16 protein-coding genes are annotated in these 19,771 nt (G+C 41.5%); 4 read left to right on the forward strand and 12 right to left on the reverse strand.

Annotated elements, in window-relative coordinates; translation table 11 throughout:
- Window positions 1-172 precede the first annotated feature (172 nt).
- The 11 genes from NFS43_RS04200 to NFS43_RS04250 form a co-directional block, all read right to left on the reverse strand.
- Complete coding sequence (locus NFS43_RS04200) at window positions 173-1,840, reverse strand: ABC transporter substrate-binding protein (RefSeq protein ID WP_251549789.1); 1,668 nt, start codon at window positions 1,838-1,840, stop codon at window positions 173-175.
- A gap of 62 nt (window positions 1,841-1,902) precedes the next feature.
- Entirely contained in the window at window positions 1,903-2,775 is an 873-nt protein-coding gene (locus tag NFS43_RS04205; RefSeq protein WP_251549790.1) for a carbohydrate ABC transporter permease, read from the reverse strand.
- A gap of 14 nt (window positions 2,776-2,789) precedes the next feature.
- The gene (locus tag NFS43_RS04210; RefSeq protein WP_251549792.1) at window positions 2,790-3,764 is read right to left on the reverse strand and encodes an ABC transporter permease; all 975 of its coding nucleotides are present in this window, start codon (window positions 3,762-3,764) and stop codon (window positions 2,790-2,792) included.
- 244 nt (window positions 3,765-4,008) lie between these two features.
- Complete coding sequence (locus NFS43_RS04215) at window positions 4,009-4,803, reverse strand: Nif3-like dinuclear metal center hexameric protein (RefSeq protein WP_251549794.1); 795 nt, start codon at window positions 4,801-4,803, stop codon at window positions 4,009-4,011.
- 140 nt (window positions 4,804-4,943) lie between these two features.
- On the reverse strand, window positions 4,944-5,951 hold the full coding sequence (locus tag NFS43_RS04220) for an endo-1,4-beta-xylanase (protein WP_251549796.1): 1,008 nt from the start codon (window positions 5,949-5,951) through the stop codon (window positions 4,944-4,946).
- 200 nt (window positions 5,952-6,151) lie between these two features.
- Complete coding sequence (locus tag NFS43_RS04225; RefSeq protein ID WP_251549798.1) at window positions 6,152-7,303, reverse strand: family 8 glycosyl hydrolase; 1,152 nt, start codon at window positions 7,301-7,303, stop codon at window positions 6,152-6,154.
- A gap of 29 nt (window positions 7,304-7,332) precedes the next feature.
- Window positions 7,333-8,838, reverse strand: coding sequence for a GH39 family glycosyl hydrolase (locus NFS43_RS04230; protein WP_251549801.1), 1,506 nt, complete (start codon window positions 8,836-8,838; stop codon window positions 7,333-7,335).
- A gap of 29 nt (window positions 8,839-8,867) precedes the next feature.
- Window positions 8,868-10,367 carry a xylulokinase gene (gene xylB / locus NFS43_RS04235; protein WP_251549803.1) on the reverse strand — a complete coding sequence of 500 codons (1,500 nt, stop codon included), beginning with the start codon at window positions 10,365-10,367 and terminating at the stop codon, window positions 8,868-8,870.
- 74 nt (window positions 10,368-10,441) lie between these two features.
- Window positions 10,442-11,773, reverse strand: a complete 1,332-nt coding sequence (gene xylA / locus NFS43_RS04240; RefSeq protein ID WP_251549806.1) for a xylose isomerase — start codon at window positions 11,771-11,773, stop codon at window positions 10,442-10,444.
- Between the two features lie 159 nt (window positions 11,774-11,932).
- Window positions 11,933-14,083 (reverse strand): glycoside hydrolase family 52 protein, encoded by a 2,151-nt coding sequence (locus NFS43_RS04245; RefSeq protein ID WP_251549809.1) that lies wholly within the window; start codon window positions 14,081-14,083, stop codon window positions 11,933-11,935.
- Window positions 14,084-14,150: 67 nt separating this feature from the next.
- Entirely contained in the window at window positions 14,151-15,146 is a 996-nt protein-coding gene (locus NFS43_RS04250; RefSeq protein WP_251549811.1) for a Gfo/Idh/MocA family protein, read from the reverse strand.
- 131 nt (window positions 15,147-15,277) lie between these two features.
- Here NFS43_RS04250 and NFS43_RS04255 point away from each other — a divergent pair, with 131 nt between their 5' ends.
- Window positions 15,278-16,444 carry an ROK family protein gene (locus NFS43_RS04255; protein WP_251549813.1) on the forward strand — a complete coding sequence of 389 codons (1,167 nt, stop codon included), beginning with the start codon at window positions 15,278-15,280 and terminating at the stop codon, window positions 16,442-16,444.
- 55 nt (window positions 16,445-16,499) lie between these two features.
- On the opposite strand, the gene mgrA is transcribed toward NFS43_RS04255, so the two are convergent.
- Window positions 16,500-17,456 (reverse strand): L-glyceraldehyde 3-phosphate reductase, encoded by a 957-nt coding sequence (gene mgrA, locus NFS43_RS04260; RefSeq protein ID WP_420910289.1) that lies wholly within the window; start codon window positions 17,454-17,456, stop codon window positions 16,500-16,502.
- Between mgrA and NFS43_RS04265 the strand changes: the two genes are divergently transcribed.
- The 3 genes from NFS43_RS04265 (at window position 17,456) to NFS43_RS04275 (ending at window position 19,763) form a co-directional block, all read left to right on the forward strand.
- Complete coding sequence (locus tag NFS43_RS04265; RefSeq protein ID WP_251550147.1) at window positions 17,456-17,668, forward strand: hypothetical protein; 213 nt, start codon at window positions 17,456-17,458, stop codon at window positions 17,666-17,668. The two genes, mgrA and NFS43_RS04265, sit on opposite strands and share 1 nt — an antisense overlap.
- A gap of 38 nt (window positions 17,669-17,706) precedes the next feature.
- Window positions 17,707-18,765, forward strand: a complete 1,059-nt coding sequence (locus NFS43_RS04270) for a lactonase family protein (protein WP_251549818.1) — start codon at window positions 17,707-17,709, stop codon at window positions 18,763-18,765.
- Between the two features lie 131 nt (window positions 18,766-18,896).
- Complete coding sequence (locus tag NFS43_RS04275; protein WP_251549819.1) at window positions 18,897-19,763, forward strand: metallophosphoesterase; 867 nt, start codon at window positions 18,897-18,899, stop codon at window positions 19,761-19,763.
- Window positions 19,764-19,771: the final 8 nt, after the last annotated feature.

Genomic DNA, 19,771 nt, shown 5'->3' on the forward strand with positions numbered 1-19,771 from the left:
CTTTAATCATTTAGTTTTTGTCTTGCATCTAGATGTATTTAGAACTTTTCTGTATTTTGATTAAAGTTTAGTAGTTATCCAGCTTCATGTAAAGAGCTGGTGCTGCCCGATATGAAAACTGCCTGCAACTGTATTCATTCCATCATTGCAGGCAGTCCATTATTCAACGAGCTTATTTCTTCATTTTCTTTTCATAATCTTCATGGGCTTTATTAATCATATCGATATATTTATCCATGCCTTTAGCATTTAATTCATCGACATACTTATCCCATTCAGAGAGTGAACGAGAGCCTAAAATAAACTTGGCAGTATTTTCTCGTACCGTATCCACTAATGGTGTAACAAGAAGTGTGGCTTGTTCTTGGTCCATTGCTTCCATTGGATATGGAGGAGCTACAGGCAGCGCTTTCTTTTTAGCCATTTCGTTTTGGAATTTAATTTCCTCTTCACTCATGGTTGATTGAAGTAATTCAGTTGTTCCGCCATATGCAAATGTTCCAGTTCCAAATCCATAGTCTACACGTAAATCCTTCGTTCCAGCTGGATTTAGGCCAAGATAGTTAACATCTGGCATAAGAGTGTATTTGCCGTTTTCCTTCTTATATGTGGTGCCTTCAACACCCCATTTAGCCAATTCTTCGCCTTCGTCGCTATACCATAACCAGTCAACGAATTGCAGCAAGGCAATAAAGTTTGGATCATCTTTCGCTTTAGCATTGATCACGATTCCGTTTTCCAATCTGGAACCAGACATTACTTGTCCATTAGGTCCGCCAGGTACGGCAATTTTTGCGATTGAGTAGTTGCCCTTGCCAAGGTTTTGGTCCATTGCAGTACGCATTACTTCTAGCTCTTGAGCATTTGTGCTGATGACAAATGATTTTCCTGTGACAAATTTTTCTTTTGCCTGATCATCACTTTGGGATAGACTTTCTTTATCCATCAAACCTTCTTTAATAAGTTTGTTAAAATAGGTAAGCATTTCTTTGTATTCTTTTGTAGCTCCAGCAAATTCAAACTTCTCTTTATCTTCGTTATACGTAACATAGTTCTGTGTGCCAAATCCACCTACAGTCCCGAATGTAGGGGCTGCGTAGTTTAACAATGCGCCTAATGCTCCGCCATTTCCTGAAGTGCTCCAGCGATCAGAGAATGGTGTAATATCAGGATAAGCTTCCTTTAATTTTTTCAAAGCTGCTTCGAATTCATCCCATGTTTTTGGAACGGCAATATTATTCTTTTCAAAAATATCTGTTCTAATTGCTAATGTGTAATCAGGCCATACTTCTTCATGTAATCCTGGAAGCAGATAATATTTTCCATCAGCTTGTCTTAAATTATCAATTTCAGGCTGCAGATTCCATTTTTTTACTTTATCTAAAAAGTTTGGCATGTATTTCACGTAATCACTAATTGGCAAAATAGCGCCAGAAGCAACGTATGGAGTTTCTTGACCAGGATATGTCTTAGGGATAATTAATGGGGCATCCCCAGAACTAATCAATAAACTTCTTTTTTGGTTGTAATCACTCATTGGAACAATGGTAAGATCTAGAGATACATTGGTTCTCTTGGTAATTTCTGACCATAATAGCCAATCCTTTTTATAAGCATACCATGAAGCATCATTGTACATTGATGTAAAAGTAAGCGGTTTTGTTGCTTTAAATGTTTTGCCAACTGCGTAATCTTTCATCGCCGCTCCCTGAACTTCAGAAGAAGACTTGGAAGAGGATTCAGACGAGCTCGTGCTTTTGTCACTGCACGCTGTCAAAAAACTGGTGGCAGCGGTTACAATCGCAACTAGAAAAGCCAGCTTTTTAAAGATTTTTGCCATTGCATTTTCCCCCATTTTGGTGTTTTTATAATGAACTTATTAAAAAATAAGTTACATCCAGATTATTGTTTAACAGATCCAAGCATGATGCCGGTAACAAAATGTTTTTGAACAAACGGATATACCATTAAAATTGGCAGCACGGTCAATACCATCGTCACTGCCTTGATATTGGCTGCAATTTGAGTCAAATCATCAGCTGAAGTGGCCCCGGCCGATTGGCCTGATGATGCTCCTGCAAGCAGGTTTCTTAAATAAATCGTCACTGGAAACAATTCTTGCTTATCCAAATATAGAAACGCTGAGAACCATGAATTCCAGCTCCCAACCGCATAGAACAATACCATTGTTGCCAAAATCGGTTTGGAGAGCGGCAATATGATCGTCAAAAGTGTTCTGTAAGTAGAGGACCCGTCAATCGATGCAGCTTCTTCAAGCTCCTCCGGCAAAGACTCGAAAAACGTTTTCATTATGATCATATTAAAAATACTGATAGCCCCAGGAATAACAATCGCCCAAATGGTGTTTGTCCACCCAAGTGATTTTATAAGGATATAGTTCGGAATTAATCCTCCATTAAAAAACATGGTGAAAATTGCAAAAGATGTAAAAAACTTACGGCCAATAAGGCGCTTCTTTGACAAAACATAAGCAAACATGGTTGTCATAACCACAGAAATCAAGGTGGCTACAATCGTGTATACAACTGTATTCTTGTAATTGATCCAGAAGGTTTTGTCATGGATAATCGTTTTATAGGTATCAACATTAAACCCTTTTGGTATTAGGTTAACTTTTCCTGCTGCAATTTCAGCCTGTCCACTAAATGACTGGGCAACCACATTCAAAAAGGGAAATAATGTTACGTATACTACGAGTAACAATATAATGACATTAATAACTTTAAAAATCTTGTACTGTAAGGATTCCTTCATCATTCCATCCTCCCTTACCACAATCCATTGTCAGTAAATTTCTTAGATAGATAATTGGCAGAAAAGACTAGAATCAAACCAATTATGGACTCAAATAAACCAATTGCAGTGGCATAACTAAAGTTGCTGGATTGCAAACCTACCCGGTAAAGATATGTAGATATTACATCCGAAGTTGCATAGTTTAGCGGGTTATAGATTAATAAGATTTTTTCGAATCCCACTGCCAGCAAGTTTCCGATATTCAATATCAACAGGGTAACAATTGTTGGAAGTATGCCAGGAATCGTAATATGGATGGTTTGTTTCCAACGGTTAGCTCCATCTATCTTAGCTGCCTCATATAATGAATCATCTATATTGGTAAGTGCCGCCAAATAAAGGATTGTCCCCCAACCCATGGTTTGCCAAACCTCTGAGATAACATAAACTGGTCTGAACCAGTTTTGGTCTTGCATAAATAGGATCGGTTTCCCGCCAAAAAATTGAATGAGCGAGTTTATGGCACCATTGCCGGCAGTGATTTGCAAAATCATTCCACTGATAATAACCACTGACAAAAAGTGCGGCAAATAGGAAGTAGTTTGCACAAATTTTTTGAACTTTTGTGATGTTAATTCGTTTAATAATAACGCAATAATTATTGGTGCTGGGAAAACAAATAGTAAGGTTATGCTGCTCAGTAAAAGAGTGTTTTTAAATACATGCCAGAAATTCGCATCATGGATAAACATTTCAAAGTAATGAAGTCCTACCCACTCTTCACCAAAAATACTTCCTCCAGGCATAAACCTTCTAAAAGCAATAATATTGCCAAGCATAGGAACATACTTGAAAATCACCAAGTAAATAATTGGTAATATAAGCAGGGAGTATAGCTGCCAATCCTTCCTGATCAAATTAAGATTTCGAATCAACCGATTTCCCTTTACTTCTGGTATGCCAATCTCTTGCGGGGTTTTCTTCGAAACCTCTGCGACTGGTTCCATTTGGATCGCCTCCTTGAGTGCTGTTATATGGTAAAATTATCACATCAACTTGATTAACTGGACGACCTTTTTGAGATCAAAATAGTATATTTGATTTTTTTAAGCTTGATAGATAGTTTGTTTATCCTACAAACTATCTATTATCATTTTAACACAGCTTTCAACTATTGCAACCGTTTTCACATGAAATCCTTAATTATTTTTTTCATTTTACAGCTGTCAGTTATATTACCTTTATGAAAAATTAGATTACTTGAAATATAGGCTTTTCTGGAACATAACTTACAGGAAGATCCGAATAGATCGTTTTGATCCATTCTGCCAGAGCCTTCATGCCTGACTCTTCACTTTCTGCATGGCCGATCATGATCAAGGCCTTTTGTTTTCCTTGGTATACTGCATCTCTCACATACTCTGGTGTCTCCCACTCCGGACCTTCCCCGGCAATAATCATATCAAGATTTTCCTTTTCAAACAGGGGGATCGCTAATGCGCCGCCTCCTCTGTAGCCTGCCAGCAGCCCTATTCGTGTACACGTGATAGACAAATCGCCGGCAGCCCGGACATAACTGATACCTAGCTTTTCCTTAATATATCCGGCAATTTCCCTTCCTGTCATCGAAGGTATAGCGAGGATAGTTGCAGCAGGCTGGTGTTCCTCAACAAATGATGACCAGCCCAAAGCCTGAATCAATCCGGCGGTGATCCCGTCAGGACGGTATCGGTGAATATAGTCATGCAATCGAAAAATCGCTATGCCGGATTCTTCAATCAATCTGCGTTTTTCGATATATACAGAATTATTTTCCAAAGAATCTTTCTGGTCATGATGGCTGAAAAATTCGCCTTCATGGGTGATCAGCAGATTTGCCCCCATGGCTATTGCCTGCTTGATCACTAGATGCGTAGGCATGAACGCAACCGCAATACCTTTGACCTCCGCATCGGGATTCCCCCACTTGAGTGTGTCCACTGTCTTTTGCAGATGGCCCGCTGGTTCCATTAATGTACCGATAACTTGTTGAATAGTCACTGCCATTGATTACATTCCTTCCACAGGAATTTTTATTTCTCTCTTTCTTGCAAAACCAATCAAGTCAAAACCTGTATTAAAATACCTCAGTACTTTACCAACGCTTTAAACGCTTTCAAATATTGACTTAATTACTATCGAAACGTCTAAAACCGTGCTACCCTCCAAAAAGAGTCCTTAGTATGGTGATTTTGATCAAAAAGGAATGGCCAATTTTTACGGCCCTTTACAGGGAAATCATTCAACCAAGTATAATCATCCGCAGCACCCCAGAAGGTTACTGCCGAGATAACCTCACGATATTCCCGGATCAGCTGAAACAATTGCTCATATCGTTCTGCTTGCTGTTCAAGCATTGCTGAAGTCGGCTCAGTCAAGTCCGTCCTTCTGTCATCATGTTGAAAAACAGAAATATCCAGTTCTGTCAATTGCAGTTGCAATCCGAGAGAGGCATATCTTTCAATCGCTGTGCGGATATCCGCCAAGCTGGGATTTGTCAGATTCCAGTGTGCTTGGAGACCAATCCCATGAATGGGTGTACCTTTGTCCACTAACGATTTGACAAGCTGATAAACTTTTTCGCGTTTTTCAGGAACGGACTCGTTATAGTCATTGTAAAATAGCAGTGCATCAGGGTCGGCCAAATGTGCGTATTCAAATGCTTTTTCAATATAATCTTCACCGATAATTTCCAGCCATTTAGTCTTTCTGTACAAATCCGGCCCCTCATCGGCCACTGCCTCATTGACAACATCCCAGCCATAAATTTGCCCTTTATATCGGTGCATGACGGCCTCTATATGTTCCTTCATTCGTAGCAGCAACTGTTCTCTTGCAGCGGGTGAGCCATTGGAATTCTGGAAGAACCATTCTGGTGTCTGATTGTGCCATACCAATGTATGACCCCGCATTTTCAGCCCGTTTTTCTTTGCGAATGATACTAAATGATCAGCTTTTTCAAAAGTAAATTGACCTTCGATTGGCTGTACTTCTGCAGGCTTCATATCATTTTCAGCTGTAATGCTATTAAAATGTTTTTCTAAAACTTCCTGCTGTGATTCTATTGTTTTGAGATTTACTGCGGCGCCAATGTCAAAAAAATGGGCATATTTTTCTTTCAGGGAAGGGATCTCCTCCCCAATTTCTGTTATCATGGAACCACTCCTTTTATAAAGGTAACAATAATAGTTTGTTTATTTAACCAATAAACAAACTATAGTCCTATCATATTAAATTTTTCGCTGATTTACAATCAAGGTTTGTTAAAAAATCCATTTTTCTATTATGAAATAAAAAGTACAAGAGAAATGCCCCTCTGCCAATCGGCAAAAGGGGCATTTCTTTTTGCATATTCTTATTTCGGCATCCAAATCTTGTAGTTTCCGCTTAGCGCAAGCAGACTGAAAAAATACAGGCAGTTATCATAGTACCGCCTTCCCCCGGTCCTTACAGTTGTGTTCCAAAACAATTCTACCCATTTTAACTGGTCTGGACCATCTGCAGCTAATGATGCCATTGCATTGGCGGCAAGCAGGCCCACTGGATGAAGCGATTTTTCATCAAAAGATTCGCCGGAAATGGCATAACGGCGATAATCGGCAGGATCCTTATCAGAAAAAAACTCCTGAAGCTTGTTAGCCTCTTGTATTTCCCATTCATCCCTTCTAAACCACTCATAATCAAGACCAATATTGCCGGCTACACGATACGCATCACTGAAGAAGTGCCCATAGCCTTTTTCGTTATTGGGCGTACCGTCATAGTAAGCATATTCAGGTGCAAGTCCTGTTTCAGGATGACAGGAAATTTTTAAGTATTCCATGCTGGCCCTGCTTGCTTCCTTCCAAAATTGCCTGTCTTCCTCATTTGCCCATAGTGCAAATAATTCATAAAAATGCGGCAAGTGATAGGATGGGTCGGTGAACTCACAATTGGGTATAAATCTAATTAATTTATTTTCTGGATTCCACATGGGAAAACCAACGCCGTCCTCCCCTTTATGGAGACAGGTATGAAGGATATTCCGGGCTTGGACACTGTAATTGAAAGGCACAGGACCATCCCCCCAGCGGTGGGAAGCAAAAAATAAGGCCATCGCGAAGAATTCCTCACCATCCGGCGCTGGACCATAGGCTCTTTTTGTACCATCTACATTGCAAGACCAGGCAAAGTAGCCGGCGTTCTCACCTGTTGTCATGTACATATACTTCATCGTCCAGTTCCAGAGCCGGTCAAACACTTCCTTGTTATCCATTTGCACGGCCATCATCATTCCATATGACATGCCCTCTGTTCTGACATCCAGGTTTCCCGTATCCAGCATGTATCCTAAATCTTCGCCAACTGGATAATAGATTCTGGTATCCTCATCACCGTTAAAAAGCTGCTCCCAATTCTCCCTGATTCGGCTGATGATTTCTTCATCCGTTTTGCCAATTTCTTTAAAGAGATTACGATAGGTCCCTGTGTAAAAAGACCCTTCCTGCGTTTCTGCCAGCTTTTCCATTTCGGCCTCCCATTGATCCAATTTCGATATTAGTAAGAAGTTATTAAGCTATCATCGAGTCCGATATATGTGTCTGTTTCATCCTTAACGGGGCTGATTTCAATCAAAGTGACTTCATTTTTTGTTAAAACAGCATTCAGAGTAACTTTGCCATTTTTCGACTTCACTCTGGAAGTTCGGACTAACGGCTGGGCTGTCTGTCTTAATGTCTCGACTGCAGATCTATCAGGGAATCTTGGACGCCCCATCTCTTGCCAGGTCCGCCATGGGTTGGCATGGTCTTCATCCACTGTTTGCCGTTTAATAAACACCGAATCTTCGGATATTGGAAGTTCTATCTCCACTTCCTTTTCAAATCCCGCACCTTTTGCCATCACCAAATTCCATGCAACGAGGGCAATCGTGCCATCCTTCCTTCGAGTGATTAAGCAATTTTCATCACGATATAACTGCTCTTCTCCAAGTTGATGAAAGAAAGAGAAGAGATGGAAAGTCGGCTTTGGTATACCGTTTAAAGCGATTAAGCCAAAACCCCCATGGAATTGGGCTTTCGGAACGCCCGCCTCCTCAAATACATCGCTGAATGTCCAATAGGAGAACGAGTCAGCAAAATCTGCTCCCTCGCTTAGAATCCGGGCCAGGTAGGCGGCATTTAATACTGTATCATGGACCGGATTGGTCGGGCTGTAGGATGTATTGTATTCCGTTATATGAAATGGCAAATTCGGGATCGGTGATTCATCAATTAAACCGCGAACGGTCTCAAATTCACCCAGCATTTTTGTGTTTTCATCCAATTCTTGATAATAATAATCAAAGGTTACTTTGTTTGGCTGCCTGGACGTATATGCATGCCTTGATACAAAATCCACCGGCACCTTTTCTTGATGGCAGAATTCAAGGAATTCCACAATCCATTCATCTGCTCCGCCGCAAATGGCCGGGCCGCCTACTTGAAGTCCAGGATGAACAGATTTAACCGCATTAGCAGTAATCTTATATAATGTAAAGTATTCTTGTTTGTCAGCATCTTTCCAGAAGTTTACTAGATTAGGCTCATTCCAGATTTCAAATGGCCATTTTAAAACCTCATCCAATCCGTATCGCTCGATAAAATGGGAAACCGCCGCTTTTACTAAATCAGACCATTTCTCATAATCCTTTGGAGGTGTAACGTTTCCCTTCCAGTCAAAAATGGTCTGGTCTCCGGAAGCCAAAAGCTCTGGCATAAAGCCAATCTCAATAAAGGGGCGAATCCCTAACTCCAAGAAGGAATCGAAAATACGGTCAATATAAGTAAAGTTGTAAAAGGGACGAATTTCTCCGTCTACTTCCATCTCGCGATAAATGCCAATATCGGCATGCAATAAGCCGTGACCGCGAATATATTCGAAACCAATTGCATCCTTGGCCATTTTTAAGTGCTCCAAGTATTCCTTCTGCAGGGCAAGGCCAAGCCTGCCTGTTCCAACACAAAATTTCCAATTCTTCTTGAATGCAGCCTGTGAATTTTCACTAACAACTATTTTAGACATCATGATCCTCCAAATAGAGTAAGAAGCTTTTACTTTCTAAATTCTGATAATTGATCATTAAGAAGCTTTGTTTGTGCATATACTTGCTGATAAATGGCAAAAAGCTTTTTATAGGTTTCTACATTTTCCTTAATAGGATAGTAGGTTTTAGAAGTTTTAATAAATTCCTTCGCGCATTCTTTTAATGAAGGGAACCAGCCGCAGCCATATGCTGCCAGCATGGCCGCCCCCATTCCGGGTCCTTGTTCACTTGTAAGTTTTTCGATTTTTGCATCGAAAATATCTGCCTGCATTTGCAGCCATGTTTCATTTTTGGCACCGCCGCCAATAGAAACGATGGTATCAATGGCTTTGCCATTTTTTCTGAAAATCTCAATTGATTCATTTAATGAGAACGTAATCCCTTCCAAAACTGCCCTGGCAAAATGCTTACGCTCATGTGAGGCATCAATGCCCACAAAGCTGCCGCGAATATTGGAATCGGCATGGGGCGTTCTTTCTCCAACAATGTAAGGGGTAAACAGCAGCCCGTTACTGCCGGCAGGCACAGAACCGACACCTTCTAAAAACTGGTCAAACGCTTCCTGATTGGCAAAGGTTTCTTTAAACCAGCTTAAACTAAAACCCGCAGCAAGGGTGACCCCCATCGTATAATAAGCATTTTCCTCACCATGGTTAAAATAGTGGACCTTCCCCTCAAAGTCGAGGTCGCTTCTTTCCTCATAGGAAAGGACAACACCAGAGGTTCCAATGCTGCTTAACGTTTTCCCCTCTGATAAAATGCCTGAACCGATGGCACCACAGGCATTGTCCGCACCGCCGGCAAACACCTTAGTCGCTTCCGATAATCCTGTTGTGCGGGCAAACTCAGCTGTAATCGTCCCAACACATGCATGGGACTCAATTAAAGGAGGGCAAAAATCCGCCGAAATGCCGAACACCTTCAAAATTTCTTCGCTCCATTCCCGCTTTGCCACGTTTAGCATTAATGTACCGGCAGCATCCGAATATTCCATATGGATATTGCCGGTCATCCGATAACGCAGATAATCCTTTGGAAGCATGAACACATGCGCCCGTTCAAAAATGTCAGGCTCCTGCTCTTTTACCCAAAGAATTTTTGGCAAAGTAAACCCTTCCAATGCAGGATTTTTCGTAACGTCCAATAAACGTTTTTTGCCGACAGCATCATAAATTTCCTGGCATTGATTAGTCGTTCTTGTGTCATTCCAAAGAATCGCATTTCTTAATACGTTATTTCCTTCGTCCAATAAGACAAGGCCATGCATCTGTCCAGAAAAGCTGATTCCCTCAATATCCCTGATATCGCCATCAAATTGCTGAACCAGTTCTGCCAATCCCTCGGTTGTCTTTTCCACCCATTCTTCCGGATCTTGCTCACTATATCCTGATTTTTCGATAATTAATGGATATGGCTTGGATACTTCCTGGCATACTTCTCCCAATTGATTCACAAGCAGTATCTTTACTGCGCTTGTTCCCAGATCGACACCAATTACGTATTTCATCTCTATCATCCTTTTCTATAAAAAAGGAGGCTGCCGGAGGAGCCTCATTTTAAGTTTATTATTTTAAGAGACTATTAAACACCAACAGTTGATAGCGTTTCAAGCATGTATTGGTTAATTAATGCCTTTAATCTTTCTGTTCTGCCTGATTGATTTTTAATTTCTGTTAATTGAAGAGCATAGGCTTCCAATTCACGGAAGTTCGTTCTGCCTTCCACGATATCCAGGCCGATTCCCTTCGTGTAGCTGCTGTAGCGCTCTTCGATAAAGCTATCAAGAACTTTGTCTTCAATAAGCTTGTTGGCAACTTTTAGTCCAATTGCATATGCGTCCATACCTGCAATATGTGCATGGAACAGATCTTCTGGTTCAAACGAGCCCCTTCTTACCTTTGCATCGAAGTTTAATCCGCCGCTGCCTAAGCCGCCGTTTTTCAAAATTTCATACATGGCTAGTATATTGGTGTATAAGTCTGTCGGGAATTCATCTGTGTCCCATCCAAGCAAAACATCACCTTGGTTAGCATCCACAGAACCAAGCATTCCGTTAATGCGGGCTACACGAAGCTCGTGCTCAAACGTATGACCAGCAAGAGTCGCATGGTTAGCTTCAATATTAAACTTGAAGTAGTCTGTTAAATCATATTTCTGCAAGAATGCCAGTCCAGTAGCCACGTCGAAATCATATTGGTGCTTAGTAGGCTCTTTTGGCTTCGGCTCAATTAGGAATGGAACATTTAGGCCGATTTCTTTGGCATAGTCTACAGCCATGTGGAAGAAACGGGCCAAATTATCCTGCTCAAGCTTCATGTCCGTGTTAAGCAGTGTTTCATAGCCTTCGCGGCCGCCCCAGAATACATAGTTTTGGGCTCCAAGTTCTTTCGCAACCTCTAATGCTTTTTTCACCTTTGCAGCAGAGTAAGCAAAAACATCAGCATTGCAAGAAGTTGCAGCACCATGAACATAGCGTGGATTTGTAAACATATTGGCGGTGTTCCAGAGCAATTTTGCTTTGCTTGTCTTCATGTATTCTTTAATCATTACCACAATTGCATCCTGGTTAGCATTTGTCTCACTTAAAGTGCTGCCTTCTGGAGCGATGTCTACATCATGGAAAGCAAAGAATGGAACATTTAATTTCTCAAAAAGTTCAAATGCTGCCTCCACTCGTGCTTTAGCTAAATCAAGTCCAGTTAAGTGATTCCAAGGGCGAATGGCGGTACCGACGCCAAATGGATCTGTTCCATCTGCAGTAAATGTGTGCCAGTAAGCAACTGAAAAACGGAGCCACTCTTCCATTGTTTTTCCATTTATTAATTCTTGCGGATTGTAATACTTAAATGATAAAGGATTTTTCGATGAAGCTCCTTCATACTGAATTTGATTAACGTTTTCGAAATATGCCATGAGTAAGTTCCTCCTAAACTTTTTGTTAACGCTTTCAGTATATCACCCTTTTCTTAGTTTGTATAGCAAATAAACTAAGTTTTTATTGATATTTTAATAGGCATTACTTTTTAACTAATAAAGGCTGCCCAGATATTAGCCGGACAGCCATAATCCTTTTTATGCATTTAGTGAGACTTTTTCTAACGGTGATGTTTTCAGGCTCTCTTCCAGCCACAAAATACTGGTTACGCCGCGTGGATAATACTTGCTTCCTGTGATCTCGCCAGAAATAATTTGGTCGCTCCAGCTCCAAATCGATAAGACCGGATGGGTCAACCATTTTACGTGGGCAGCATCCGCACTTGCTCCCTTCTCATCCCACTTCCAGCCAAGAATATGGCGGGCAATAAATTGGCACAAATAAATTTTGCTTAACCATGAATTATTGCTGGTGGATGAAATTTTCCATCCCCCATCTTCAAATAAACAAACCCCATCAACTAATACTGTTTCAAGGTGCTGTTTCAACGCTTGGATATAAGAGCCAAAACGGCCGTTGGGATCAAGGGCATCATGATTATTTGTATAATATGGGAAGATGAGGCCTTCTATAGCTGGGATAATTTTTGAATCATTGCCTTCTTTAATTACTGCTGGAATATAACCCTCAGGCGTTACATGGCTGACGATTGTCTTCGCACATTTTTCAGCTTGGTCTCCGGCTAATTTTGCCTGCTCCGCTAATCCTTGTTCTGAAAAAATTTTTTCCAAAGCAACATAGGAAGCCCATGTTTTCCCTGCGAGATAAATATTATTTCTAGCCTGGCCAAGCGAAACATCCAAACTGTCATAAGTAGTAATCTCAGCACCGCCCATGACGCGGGAAGAGTCAAGGCCCATTATTCCATTCCGCTTGTCCGCTTTCGGATGATCGCGATTCACTAAGCTTTCCAAACAACGGACTAGAGTTTCCATGTTTTCCGTTAACCACTGGGTATCTCCAGTCTGCTCCACATACACCGCCGCACACAATATCCAATTTACCAGCTGCTCATGGGTCATATGAGAAAAACATCCTTCAATTCCATATACCTCATAGGTGGAATAATGCGGACGGGAAATGGTATTGGCAACTCCCATATCATGTGTAAAACTTATTCCGCCCGGATATTCCTTTTCATCTCCTGGAAAACGGACACGATCGTTATAGCTAAACCGTTTTACGAACATATCCAGTTCGTTTTTCACTGTCCATGGATTCATTTTTAATTCAAAAAATAGCTGGTCAACGGTTAAATCGAAGGTATTCATCATTCGATATTCCCCTTCATTTACCACCCAGAAAGGCTCTCCATCCACATCAAGCATTTGCGTGCATCCATAATAGCTGCGAATGGAATGCGCTAACATAAACTTCTGGTCCTCAGACAGATGGGAATCACTGATCAACTGATTTGCCGCTTTTGAACGGTCCATAAACGAATCAGCATGATCAAGCGCAAAAGCAGCTACCGATTCGATATTTGGAAAATAGTTCGTATAATAATAGGAAGCATCCATCCCCGCAGTCACGATACCTCCGCGATGGAAGCAAACAGCAAATTTATACGACCGCTTCTCCCCTGCCGGAACATCCATGATCAATGCCCCAATTTTCCCTAACCCAAATGTCCAGTTTTCTTTAAGGGTAGTGGTTAAAATATTCTCCAAGGAAAAGTGTAAAGCAGATGTTACATCAGGATCATTGGCCGCAATAGCAGTCAGGCGGCCTTGCCCCACCCCCGCCAAACCGGCGCAGGTATCATCAAGGCGGCGCATCGATGTGTAAGGATCGGTACCTTGATAACCAAAAAAGGCGCGCCTGCTTTTGGTGCCTTTCCTATTATCAATCGTCAGCTCAGCCCAAACGGCCGGCACTAAGGCTTGCTTCAATTCCTCATCGGAGGCAGAAGCAGGGTCCGGAACAGATGCGGCTTGGGAAAAAATTGTAAAGGTTAAATCGCCTGCTTTCCAAGTATCCGTCCCTAATTGGAAATTCCTCTCGATTTCCTCTTTGGCATAAGGAAAAATAATTTGCGGCTTATCGGGTTCTGGATCCATATTTTCGATATCATAGCGTTTGCTTTCATCCTCGATGATTTCAAAAAACGGAAGCGCCTCATAAATTCCATCACGGTCTCGAGACTCTACACCCACATAGACATTTTGCCTTGGGGGACGTCCCAGTTCTAAATCCAATCCGCCGCCGTTTCCGCTAAATCCAAGTGTAAAGCTTGAAAAAGCGCCTATCGGTGCATGGTGCGCATTGTAGAAGATATTTTTTGCCATCTGTATCCCTCGCATTCTAGAATGATGAAACTATATAATTTTCGCCTTGCTTACTAATGTGAATCCTTTATCCATTTACCCTTACTGTTGATTGCTGTTCGATAGATTGATAGCAGGCATCAATGATACGCATATTTTGTATCGTATTTTCTATTGAATAAAAAGGCTCGAAGTCTTCTAAAATAGCTCGGGAGAAATGTTCGATTTGGTTTTTATATTGATCTCCAACTATTTTTTCCATCCGAAACCCTTGCCCTGAGTGTACGATAATCAGTCCTTCTCCATCAGTTGCATCCGGGCGGAATGCTCTAGGAACCTTTAAATGCCCCTTCGTCCCGACTATCTCATACTCATGCCGGAAATCCATGTCCATGCTGCATTCAATAACTGCATTTACGCCATTCTCAAGTCTTAGATGGACAATGGCGGAAGTATCCACTCCGGATTGCCGATCTTTTTCAGCAAATACCTTAACCTGAGCAGGCTCTGATTTGAGGATATTTCTGATGGAATGGATTCCATAGCAGCCGATGTCATAAATGCTGCCGCCTCCCATTTCTTTCCTCATCCTAATATTGGAATCTCTATTTTCCAAGAAAAACGAAAAGCTGGCTCTCATGTACTTGAGCTCTCCGATTTCACCCGATTCAATAATGTCTCGAACTCGCTGGTGCTGCGGATGAAATTGATACATGAATGCTTCCATAAACTTAACCTGATTTCTACCGCAAATGTCAGCTATTTCCTTGGACTCTTCGGCCGTTAGTGATGCTGGCTTTTCACATAGGATATGCTTTCCATACTTAGCCGCCTGGATCACCCACTCTTTATGCAAATGATTCGGAAGAGGAATGTAAACGGATTCAATTTCTTCGCTTTGAAGAAGACTCTCGTAGCTTTCATAGTATTTCGGAATGGAAAATTTCGTTAAAAGATCCTTCGATTGAATTCCCCTGCTTGCAATCCCAACAATTTCAGCATTCGATGAACGTAAAATGGCCGGGATCACCTGTGTAAGAGCAATATTCGCTGTACCCAAAACTCCCCAACGGACTTTTTTCATATTACAATCGCACCTTCTTTCCATCTTATATAAATTAAGGTAATTATAGCACAATCTTATAAGTTTGTATATTCAACAAACTAAGTATATGGTAAAATATGAATAACAATTAATAAGAGGGGATTTTTAATGTGCCATTTATTACATGGAACCAGCAGGTTGTGAAAAAGAATAATAAATTACTTGTTTTGCAAATGATTATTGACAAAGAGCCTATATCACGTGCCGATATTGCTCAAGTTACAGGATTAAATAAGGCTACCGTTTCTTCTTTAGTCAATGAGTTATTAGAAGAAGAGCTTATTTTTGAATCAGGCCCTGGAGAATCCAGCGGCGGACGGCGGCCAGTGCTGCTCCATTTCAATAAAGTTGCCGGATTCGCCATTGGCATTGATATTGGGGTCAATTATATTTTAGGGATTTTAACAGATTTAAAAGGAGAAATCCTGTTTGAGCAAAATCAATTCATTCAAGATACCTCCTATCCCACTGTCATGGAACTTGTTCAAAAGATGATCAACAGCCTTATAGATGGGATGCCTGAATGTAGATATGGGGCTGTCGGAATTGGAATTGGCGTTCCCGGAATCGTCGATAAAGAAGGCATTACGTTACTTGCACCCAATTTAGGCTGGAAAAATATTAATTTTAAATCAGAGCTGGAGAACGAATTTCAACTCCCCGTCATCATTGAAAATGAGGCAAATGCGGGAGCTTACGGTGAAAAGCGATTTGGTGCAGGCCAAAGTGTCCAAAATATCGTTTATGTTAGTGCAGGAATTGGAATTGGTGTCGGGATCATCTTGAACGGGGAGCTGTATCAAGGCAAAAACGGTTTCTCTGGAGAAATGGGCCATATGATTATTAAAGTGGACGGAAAACAATGCAGTTGTGGAAGCAGAGGCTGTTGGGAGGCATATGCTTCAGAACATGCATTACTCAAAATGGCTGACAAAGATGAAACCTTGGAATCTTTAATTGATTTGGCTGAAGAACACGACCAAAATGTCTTGAGCCTGATCGAAGAAATTGGCAGCTATTTGGGATATGGGATTAGTAACATCATCAATACATTTAATCCCGACCAAGTCATAATTGGCAACCGCTTGGCTAAAGCAAAAAACTGGCTGGAACAGCCCATACGAAAAACAATCGAAGCCCATACGCTGCCCTTTCACCAAAAGGAAACTGAATTGCACTTTTCCAAATTGACAAAGTATCCCACTGCATTAGGCGTATCGGCTTTTGTTGTTGAAAATTTTATCAACGGGGAAGTCAGACAAGAAATTGTGCTTTAATTGCGATTCACGAATCGCGGGGCTGTCCAAAAGCAAATTGGGCAGCCCCTTTATTTTAACCGTTGAGAATCGCATCAATATTTGCTAATTCCACATCGGAAAAATCCAGCTTGTTTAACGCCCCCACATTATCTTCAATCTGGCTGACTTTACTTGCACCAATTAGGACAGAGGTGACCCTGCCGCCGCGCAAGACCCAGGCAAGAGCCATTTGCGACAGACTCTGGCCGCGGTCCGCTGCTATATCATTTAATTTTTTCATCCGCTCCACCACATCTGGCGTAATTTGCTCCTTGCTCAAAAATCTGGATGAGCCTGCGGCACGGGAATCAGCTGGAATCCCTGATATGTACTTATCGGTCAACAGACCTTGTGACAAAGGACTAAAAGCAATCGTACCAACTCCGTTTTCCTGCAGCACATCCTGCAGCCCATCCTCGATCCAGCGATTTAGCATTGAATACCTTGGCTGATGAATGACCAGCGGTGTGCCCAATTGATTCAAGATTCTCACTGCTTCAGCTGTTTGCTCTGCACTGTAATTAGATATTCCAACATACAATGCTTTCCCCTGACGGACAATGCTGTCTAACGCACCCATGGTTTCCTCCAGCGGAGTATTCGGGTCTGGACGATGGTGATAGAAAAAATCGACATACTCCAAGCCCATACGTTTTAGACTTTGATCAAGGCTAGAGACCAAGTATTTTTTAGAACCCCAGTCCCCATATGGACCAGGCCACATATAGTAGCCTGCCTTGGTAGAGATAATCATTTCATCCCTATACGGAGCAAAGTCGGTTTTTAACATTTTCCCAAACATTTCCTCAGCTGATCCAGCAGGAGGACCGTAATTGTTGGCTAAATCAAAGTGGGTAATCCCCGAATCAAAAGCTTTTCTTAACAAGGTCCGGCCATTTTCAAATGGGTCGGTTCCGCCGAAATTATGCCATAATCCAAGAGAAATGGCCGGCAGCAGCAGGCCTGACCGGCCAGAGCGATTATATTTCATTGAATCGTATCGATTTTCAGCTGCTTGATAAATCAATTGACATCCCTCACTTTATACAAATGGAAGCCGGTTCAAGATTAAACTTGAGACAGGAGCCAGCTTCTGATCGTAACCTATCTTACCAGCAAACAGAAGAAAATGGAAATAAATGCGGATGGAGTCCATTACAAGGCGAATCAAATGAAAATAATACTCTGTTTGGGTTATCATAAATACGATGCTTACCTATAAACTGCAAGGAGAATGAATGATGGCAGAAAACGAAAAGTACATAGGTTTTATTGGAACTTATACAAAAGGAGAAAGTAAGGGGATCTATTCTTTCACCTTAAATCCTGCGGAAAAAACGTTGACCGATATTAAAGCAGCGGCAGCACTGGAGAATCCGACTTATTTGAATATCAGTAAAGACAACCGCTGCCTTTATTCAGTCGCCAAACAAGGAGAAAATGGCGGAGTTGCCGCTTTTTCCATCCAACCAGGAGGGGAACTGCAGGAAATGAATCGGGTCATGGATGCCGGTTCACCACCTTGTTATGTCAGTATCGACAGCAGCAATAAATTTGCCTTCAGCGCCAATTACCATAAGGGTACTGTTGAATCTTATTCAGTAAGCCAAGAGGATGGCTCCATTCAAGCTGCTGTTTCCGTGATTAAGCACGAAGGGCGGGGGCCGGACCCACGCCAGGAAAAAGCCCATACCCATTATGCCGATGTCACTCCAGATGAGAAATATGTTGTCGTTTGTGAGTTGGGAATTGATGCGGTGATTACCTACAAGGCAGGGGAGGATGGGAGATTGGAAAAAGTAAGCCTGCTGCCGGTTAAGGCTGGAAGCGGCCCTCGCCACATCACCTTCCATCCAAACGGAAAATTTGCCTATGTGATGACAGAGTTCAGCTCAGAAGTGATTGTGCTATCTTATAATGAAGAAAACGGACATTTTACGGAGCAGCAATATATTTCAACTCTTCCTGAGGATTTCACGGAGAACAATCAGGGCAGTGCGATTCATATTTCTTCTGATGGCCGATATGTTTATGCAGGCAATCGCGGGCATAATAGTATCGCAGTATTTAGTGTGGATCAGGGGACAGGGGAGCTCACCTTTGTCGAGCATACTTCAACAGAAGGCGATTGGCCGAGGGATTTCTCATTAGATCCTACTGAAAAATTTATGGTCGCCTCCAATCAGGAGTCAAACAATCTTGTCCTGTTTGCCAGAGATGAATTTTCCGGTCGTCTCTCCTTAGTCCAGTCTGATATCAAAGTGCCAAATCCGGTTTGCGTGAAGTTTTTGCATAGTTGAAATGAAAAGCAGGATAAGCAGAATTGCTTATCCTTTATTTGTGTATTCCATCCCATTCTTTTATAATGTTCTTAAAAGAGAACGACATTCAATCAAACAGCATACTTTATGCAGCTTGAAAGGAGTAATAAATGAATGAAATAAATCGGACTACTCATCGTATTACTCGCCGCACTTTTATTAAACATTGTGGAAAAATCTATTTTGGACTGGTTACGACCTCCATTATGGGAGCCTATTCCTATAAAATAGAACGATTTTGGTATGAAGTTAAGCATATCCATTTAAAGGTAAAAAGACTTCCTGAATCGTTTAATGGCTGGAGAATTGTACAATTCAGCGACATTCATTTTGGTTTTTTTTATGGAATTAACGATTTCAAACCGGTAGTAAAAATGATTAATAGCTTAAATCCAGATATTATTTTCTTTACTGGTGATCTGATTGAGGCCGGAAATATGAAGCCCGAACGGTATTGGTCATTATTGCAGGAGTTAAGGGCTTTACGCGGAGGAAAGTGGGCAGTTATCGGAAATCATGACATGTCCATTAAAGATCGTGTTGCTCGTGTGTTACAGCACTCTGAGTTTACGGTTCTAGATAATAGCCATCGTTTTGTTGAATCTGGCCAACACCGACTATATATTGCAGGCATTGATGATGTAATGTATGGATTACCAAATATTCAAAAGGCAGTTGAAGGGATTTCGGAAGAGGCATGTGTGTTCTTGCTTGTACATGAACCTGACATAGCGGATGAAAGCAGCAAATATTCTATAGGCGCCCAGTTCTCGGGGCATTCACATGGGGGGCAGATTCGTTTTCCATTCTTCGGACCTCTTATAAAACAAGGACTGGCAAATAATTATAATGATGGACTCTATCATGTTGGTGAAAGCAAAATGCCCTTATACGTCAATCGTGGCATTGGGACAACACATTTACCCTTCCGCTGGTTTTGCAGACCAGAAATAACGGTTTTTCATTTATCTTCTTAAATGGCAAT

This window comes from Neobacillus muris (assembly GCF_943193175.1).
Lineage (GTDB): Bacteria > Bacillota > Bacilli > Bacillales > Cytobacillaceae > Neobacillus > Neobacillus muris.

Coding starts and splice junctions, on each gene's coding strand:
- NFS43_RS04200 (WP_251549789.1), bottom strand. CDS start 1,840: ATGGCAAAAATCTTTAAAAAGCTGGCTTTTCTAGTTGCGATTGTAACC.
- NFS43_RS04205 (WP_251549790.1), bottom strand. CDS start 2,775: ATGAAGGAATCCTTACAGTACAAGATTTTTAAAGTTATTAATGTCATT.
- NFS43_RS04210 (WP_251549792.1), bottom strand. CDS start 3,764: ATGGAACCAGTCGCAGAGGTTTCGAAGAAAACCCCGCAAGAGATTGGC.
- NFS43_RS04215 (WP_251549794.1), bottom strand. CDS start 4,803: ATGGCAGTGACTATTCAACAAGTTATCGGTACATTAATGGAACCAGCG.
- NFS43_RS04220 (WP_251549796.1), bottom strand. CDS start 5,951: ATGATAACAGAAATTGGGGAGGAGATCCCTTCCCTGAAAGAAAAATAT.
- NFS43_RS04225 (WP_251549798.1), bottom strand. CDS start 7,303: ATGGAAAAGCTGGCAGAAACGCAGGAAGGGTCTTTTTACACAGGGACC.
- NFS43_RS04230 (WP_251549801.1), bottom strand. CDS start 8,838: ATGTCTAAAATAGTTGTTAGTGAAAATTCACAGGCTGCATTCAAGAAG.
- xylB (WP_251549803.1), bottom strand. CDS start 10,367: ATGAAATACGTAATTGGTGTCGATCTGGGAACAAGCGCAGTAAAGATA.
- xylA (WP_251549806.1), bottom strand. CDS start 11,773: ATGGCATATTTCGAAAACGTTAATCAAATTCAGTATGAAGGAGCTTCA.
- NFS43_RS04245 (WP_251549809.1), bottom strand. CDS start 14,083: ATGGCAAAAAATATCTTCTACAATGCGCACCATGCACCGATAGGCGCT.
- NFS43_RS04250 (WP_251549811.1), bottom strand. CDS start 15,146: ATGAAAAAAGTCCGTTGGGGAGTTTTGGGTACAGCGAATATTGCTCTT.
- mgrA (WP_420910289.1), bottom strand. CDS start 17,456: ATGAAATATAATCGCTCTGGCCGGTCAGGCCTGCTGCTGCCGGCCATT.
- NFS43_RS04270 (WP_251549818.1), top strand. CDS start 17,707: ATGGCAGAAAACGAAAAGTACATAGGTTTTATTGGAACTTATACAAAA.
- NFS43_RS04275 (WP_251549819.1), top strand. CDS start 18,897: ATGAATGAAATAAATCGGACTACTCATCGTATTACTCGCCGCACTTTT.